Annotated in this window: 9 protein-coding genes and 1 pseudogene; 7 read left to right on the forward strand and 3 right to left on the reverse strand. The window is 60.3% G+C overall.

The features are described from left to right. A partial coding sequence (locus JHD77_RS31910; protein WP_199506575.1) for a hypothetical protein occupies nt 1-660 on the forward strand: 660 nt, incomplete at its 5' end. A gap of 55 nt (nt 661-715) precedes the next feature. Here the strand turns inward: JHD77_RS31910 and JHD77_RS31915 are convergent. Then, a complete protein-coding gene (locus JHD77_RS31915; RefSeq protein ID WP_094226442.1) occupies nt 716-919 on the reverse strand; it encodes a hypothetical protein in 204 nt (67 codons plus the stop codon). Between the two features lie 19 nt (nt 920-938). After that, nucleotides 939-1,376, reverse strand: a complete 438-nt coding sequence (locus JHD77_RS33235) for a helix-turn-helix domain-containing protein (RefSeq protein ID WP_179063041.1) — start codon at nt 1,374-1,376, stop codon at nt 939-941. A 98-nt stretch (nt 1,377-1,474) separates the two neighbouring features. Here JHD77_RS33235 and JHD77_RS31925 point away from each other — a divergent pair, with 98 nt between their 5' ends. Beyond that, a complete protein-coding gene (locus JHD77_RS31925) occupies nt 1,475-1,684 on the forward strand; it encodes a DNA-binding protein (protein ID WP_023657070.1) in 210 nt (69 codons plus the stop codon). A gap of 45 nt (nt 1,685-1,729) precedes the next feature. Here the strand turns inward: JHD77_RS31925 and JHD77_RS31930 are convergent, their stop codons facing one another. After that, nucleotides 1,730-2,050: a hypothetical protein gene (locus JHD77_RS31930; RefSeq protein WP_033866801.1), complete on the reverse strand. Its 321-nt coding sequence runs from the start codon at nt 2,048-2,050 to the stop codon at nt 1,730-1,732. 26 nt (nt 2,051-2,076) lie between these two features. On the opposite strand from JHD77_RS31930, the gene JHD77_RS31935 reads away from it, so the two are divergent. The 5 genes and pseudogenes from JHD77_RS31935 to JHD77_RS31955 all read left to right on the forward strand — a co-directional run. Then, nucleotides 2,077-2,787 carry a hypothetical protein gene (locus JHD77_RS31935; protein ID WP_179063320.1) on the forward strand — a complete coding sequence of 237 codons (711 nt, stop codon included), beginning with the start codon at nt 2,077-2,079 and terminating at the stop codon, nt 2,785-2,787. Nucleotides 2,788-2,906: 119 nt separating this feature from the next. Next, nucleotides 2,907-3,395 carry a hypothetical protein gene (locus JHD77_RS31940; protein ID WP_094226441.1) on the forward strand — a complete coding sequence of 163 codons (489 nt, stop codon included), beginning with the start codon at nt 2,907-2,909 and terminating at the stop codon, nt 3,393-3,395. Next, a complete protein-coding gene (locus JHD77_RS31945) occupies nt 3,388-3,648 on the forward strand; it encodes a hypothetical protein (RefSeq protein WP_058177651.1) in 261 nt (86 codons plus the stop codon). The genes JHD77_RS31940 and JHD77_RS31945 overlap by 8 nt, the downstream gene beginning before the upstream one ends. Next, the gene (locus JHD77_RS31950; protein WP_031642102.1) at nt 3,645-3,944 is read left to right on the forward strand and encodes a helix-turn-helix domain-containing protein; all 300 of its coding nucleotides are present in this window, start codon (nt 3,645-3,647) and stop codon (nt 3,942-3,944) included. The genes JHD77_RS31945 and JHD77_RS31950 overlap by 4 nt, the downstream gene beginning before the upstream one ends. 57 nt (nt 3,945-4,001) lie before the next feature. Continuing rightward, a pseudogene (locus JHD77_RS31955) lies at nt 4,002-4,262 on the forward strand (hypothetical protein); the annotation flags it as partial.

Here is a 4,262-nt window from a genome sequence, read left to right on the forward strand (position 1 = left end):
CTGGGCTGGCTGCGCTTCAGCTACATCACCACGGTACGGGAGAAGTCTCTGTTCACCGCCTGTGAATGGCGCTCCGCAGGCGAACCTGCGCCGGCCGAAGAGAACCGACTGGATCTGCCGGTGGAGCCGCTGCCGGGAGGTTTCGCACCCGCGTTAAGCAAGGGCGCAACTGGTTGTGACGATCAGCACTCTGCAGCGCACAGAGCGAGCAAAGGGATCGATGAGCACCTCTTGGTAGCAATGGCAGACCCCAACGTGATAGCAGCAATCATGCAAGTAGCACGGGCCAAGCGGTTTGCAAAGCTCGCCCCCTTAAACACGCAGGAGTGGGCGGCTGAAACAGAGCGGATGAAGGCTCAGTTTTCGCCTCCTGCTCAGGCACTAGAGGCCGAAGAGCCAGCCAAACCGGGGCTCCTGCAATACATCGGGTTTTCGGGGCCGCAGCGTGTGTTGCTGGACCAACTGGCGCAGTACTGGCTCAGGATCGCTGCAGTGTCGAAGCGCGAGGCTGAGGCGACCCCCAACCCGGACCGGAAGCGCGGGCTGGAGATGAGGTACATGGCGCACTACAACTGCGCGGCGGAATTACAGAATCTGCTCCAGACCGGGGAGCTTCCGGGCCATCTCGGTTTTCAGGTACTCGCGCAAAAGCCCGAATGACCAAGAGGCCGAGGGCTTCAGAATGACGTCCTTGGCCTTCTTCCACAGCGTGTCCTCACTTACCCAGCATACCCAAGAGCTGACGGTAGACTCCCTCGATAAGGTCGGGCAAGGGTGGAGTGCTCTCTCTTTCCTCGATGCCGAACCAGTACTGCTCTCGGGAGTCCAGCATCTGGTTTTGGCTAGTGACATAATTCGTCACCAACTGCACAGCCAACTTCATGACTTCTCGCCTGGTTTCTTCACTGAAATCATTCATCACAGCATCTCCGTAATCATCATTCGCCGCCTTGGCGTTTCTCTTTCGCACGGTCCTTGTGCGCCAGAGCACTCGCTGTGCTCTCCATGGCTCTCCGTCCTTCTTCATCTGATCCCCGATAGTTCTCGATCAGGGCCTTTTCTCGCTGATTGAGCCTGTACTCGCCAAGCGGGTCAGCGACGACTGAGTGCGTGACTGGATTGGCCTTTTGGGTCAAATGTGCCGTCAACGGCACATTTGACCCGTAAGTCATAGCCTGACCCCGAGCTCCAGTCACGACATACAACACGTCCAGTCCGTGCTCAGCCCATGCCGCAAGCACCGTGGCATTAGGCGCTGCAGCGCCTTTTTCCCAATTGATCTGTGAGTGCTTGGAAGCCCCAGCCAAAGCGGCGAAGTCCGTTTGGTTGTAGCCCAGGCGTTCTCGTTCAGCCTTAAGTCGCTCGCCAAGGTTCATAAATATCTACCATTCGCTTGACGAGTAGAAAATTCTCTACCATCATCAACTCAACAAAACACAAACATCATTCAGCAACCAGTCAAGGAGCCACCGCCATGGCTACCCAGAAGGCACTGACCCCTGACCAGGTCAAACAGCGTTTCCGCCAGCGCGGAATCACCATTACCCAGTGGGCCGCAGAGCATGGTTACAAGCGCAACGCTGTGTACCGCGTGCTCAACGGCTTCGACAAAGCCAACTACGGCCAGGCCCACGACATCGCCGTAGCCCTCGGCCTCAAGGCCTGCGACCCCGTCGCCGCCTAATTCTTTCACCTCCAACAACAGCAGTGAGGGACACCGCCATGTCCATCAATCGTTTTCAGGCTTCTGGCCAGCGCCTGGCTGCTTGGGCTCGCCAGCAAGGCTTGGTGCCGGCATCAGTTGAAACCTTGAACGCCGCAGCAGCACCTCGGGTTCATCAACCAGCATCCCAAGCATTCGCTGAAACAGCACGTCCTGAAGCGAGTCCGGCTCTATCTGCTGGTTGTGCCAGTCCGCAAGTAGACGGGCGTACTCCGCTGTATCCAACTGCCCCGTCTTGCCCAGTGCCAGCACTAACGCCTGAAGCAGTTGCATCAGTCCCTCGATGCCTTCCAGAGCCCAGTCCCGGCCCGTTTCCTGTTCTTCCATCCGTCCTCCTACCGAGGGTCACCGCCATGACCGACCAACCGCAACTCATGACCGAAGAGATCGAATTGATCCCTCATCCCATGGACGCCTGGCGCGCCGCACTCAACGCGCTGATCGCCTGCGCCCCTGGTGACAGTGCAGCCATCGCCGTACACCTGGCCGAAGCCCGCCAGCAGGCCCTGGTGTTCGTCGATCGCACTGCTGCCACCAAGGGCACCCGCAAGTTGGTCGACCGTCTGATGCTGATCGGCGCTGGCCGTATCGTGGGTGATCGCCTGCAGTCACAAGCCGCTCCAGCAACCGTTGCCTCCCTAAACCGCCGCGTAACCGCCCGCATGACCGTAGTGGTCAACGGCACGGACTACGACGTATCCGCCATGCCCGGCGTGATGGTGGGCGACATGATCCGCGTCGATCCCAACAACATGCCGCCGGTACTCAATCGGGAGTGGGGCTTCGATCTGCCAATACCTCACGCAGGCGCTCATCAATCTCGGCTCGGCCAAGTCCTTTGCTGTGGAAAAAATTCCGCAGCAACTGATCTGCCAGATGGTGCATCTGCTCCATCAAAACCGGGTGAGGCTCCTGCAGGTCGTCAATCCGCGAGCGGATATTCGCTTGCAAGACCTGGCCACTCACAACCCCGCTTTGATTCAGCAGAGCGCCCAGTATCAGAAACGACTCCTGTAGGCCATCAAGCCGCGCCTGCAGAACCTCAACATCCAAATCAGCCATAACCCGTTCCTCGTTGGTGAATGTACCCCAACAGAGTGGCCATTTGGTAACGACATTGCCAAGGGCAAAACAGAGTTTTTGATTGGAAGCCGCCTCAGACGGCCCAAAGGAGCCCCATCCAATGAAGCGCCGAAATTGGAAACACTGGGTGCCGCGCTCGCCAGCCGACGCACTGGACGGCTGCGCGCAGCTGGCCATGCAGCGCTACAACCGAGGAATCGAACGTTTGGCCTGTGATCACCTGGGCCAGAACAACCACAGTTCTCTCTATAAGTGGATCGGCAACGGCCGCCTGCCGCTGAGCCTGATCCTGCCGCTGGAGCACGCCTGCGGCCTGCCGCTGATCACTCGCTACCTGGCCGCCGCTCACGGCAAGCTCCTGGTCGACATCCCGGTCGGCAAGACCTGTAACGCCAGCGACCTGCAGCAGTTGCAGGGTGTGCTGCACAACGCCACCGGCGCGCTTATGGCCTTCTACGACGGCAAACAAACCGCCGAGCAGACCCTGGACGCCATTCGCGCCGGCCTCGAATCCCTCGCCTGGCACCACGGCAACGTCGCCCAGGCAGAGACCCCTCAACTGGACTTTGGAGTGGCTGACGATGAGTAAGGCCATCGACCTGCAGGCCCTGCTGCGGCGCCTGGACGAGCAAGCCTATGAGCAGCTCTGCGCCGAAGCTGCGCGTCTTGCCGAAGAGAACGAGTACCTGCGCACCGAGCTGACCCGCATGGAGGAATGTGCCGAAGGATGGTGCAACGAGGCCCAGCATCTCCACCAGCAACTGGCGGAAGCCACCGCTGGCCAGGCCGCTATCACCCAGTCCGGCGCCCTGGTCGTCATTCCGATGGAGCGCTGCGCATGAGCACCAAACGCACCCACGACAGCGTCAGCCGCGCCCTGCGAGTACTCAAGGCCCTGCGCGGCCACACCCTCAATGGGCTGAGTAACGCCGAGCTGGCCAAGGCGCTGGGCGAGAGCCCGGCGAACATCACCCGCTACATGGACAGCCTGATCGAGGCCGGCTTCGCCACTCGCCTCGACAGCGGACGCTTCGCCCCGAGCATCGGCTTTCTGCAATACGCGATGGCCACCGCCGAGGAGCTGCAGCGCGGCGCCGCACGCATCAACGAGATCCAGGCGCGCATCAGCGCCCACTAAACAAGGAGCAACACCCATGAACTATCGGAAATCGGCTGGTGATCGGAGGGTTGCCTGATGGCTCGCAAATCACAAGCCGCTGTTGAACTGCTCGAAGATGACATCGAGCAAGGTCAGGCCCTGCTAGCCAAGCAGCACCAAATGGCCGCGCTCAACACCGAACACGACAACCAGGTCCGCGCTGTGGCTGCACAACTGGGCTATCAACTACCGGCCGATTGCACGGACCCAGACCTGATCCAGCGCGACATCGCCGCCAACATGCGCCGCAGCGTAGAGGCGTGCCTTGAAGTGGGGCGTGGCCTGCAGGTGTTGAAA

Source organism: Pseudomonas sp. P20 (assembly GCF_016463925.1).
Taxonomy (GTDB): domain Bacteria; phylum Pseudomonadota; class Gammaproteobacteria; order Pseudomonadales; family Pseudomonadaceae; genus Pseudomonas; species Pseudomonas aeruginosa.